This is a genomic window from Streptomyces sp. SID5910, assembly GCF_009862125.1.
Lineage (GTDB): Bacteria > Actinomycetota > Actinomycetes > Streptomycetales > Streptomycetaceae > Streptomyces.
Window position 1 is genome coordinate 1 of record NZ_WWHX01000244.1, and the last position, 804, is coordinate 804.

General features: G+C 79.0%; 1 pseudogene. It reads right to left on the reverse strand.

The features are described from left to right. Positions 1-804: pseudogene (locus GTW67_RS08715) on the reverse strand (cation-translocating P-type ATPase); the annotation flags it as partial.

Here is an 804-nt window from a genome sequence, read left to right on the forward strand (position 1 = left end):
TCGACCGGGGCGTGCCGCAGCCCGGGCAACGGCGACCGTGTGCCCCTGCTGCGCGCCTCGCCGACCGCGACCAGCAGCCCGGACAGCGCGGCCCCGGCCCGGGCCAGCGTCTGCGAACGGCTCCCGACCCCGCGGGCCGCCGGGACCGCCCGCAGCAGCCGCCACACGTCGGCCAGACCGCCCGGCGCGAGCACGTCCGCGCCCCACGCCACGGGGCTGTCCGCGTCCGCGAGCGCCACGGCCACGTCGCCGCCGAACAGTCCGGCCAGCACCGTCTCGTCGTCGCCGGGCCGGGGCCGTACGACCGTGATCACGCCCTTGCCCTCGGCGCGCAGTTCGTCCACGACGTCCCGGAGCGGGCGGCGGGCGCTGACGACCTGGTCCGCGAGGCCGGTGAAGTCGGCCAGCGCCGGGTCCTCCACCATCACCACGCGCAGCCCCGCGCGCCGCGCCGCGTCCAGGACGTCCTCGGTCCACGGGTCCGCCCCCGCGTGCGGGGTGCGCAGCGCGCTGGGGTGCAGGACGACGGTGCCGGTCATCTCCAGCTGCCGCAGCCGCTCCGGGTCGCGCACCAGTACGCCGGTGCGGGACAGGGCGGTGCTCAGTACGGCGTGGAAGACGGCGGGCCCGTAGCGGGCGGCCTTGGGCGAGCCGGCGAGCACCGCCTCCGCGGCCTCCGTCAGGTCGTGCTTGACGAGCAGGGTCGCCGCGGCGCCCGCCACGCTGCCGGTCGAGGCGTGGGCGGCGTAGTCCTGGGCCGGGGAGGTGCGCAGCGGCGGGCGCAGGGGGAGGTCGGCGGGCAGG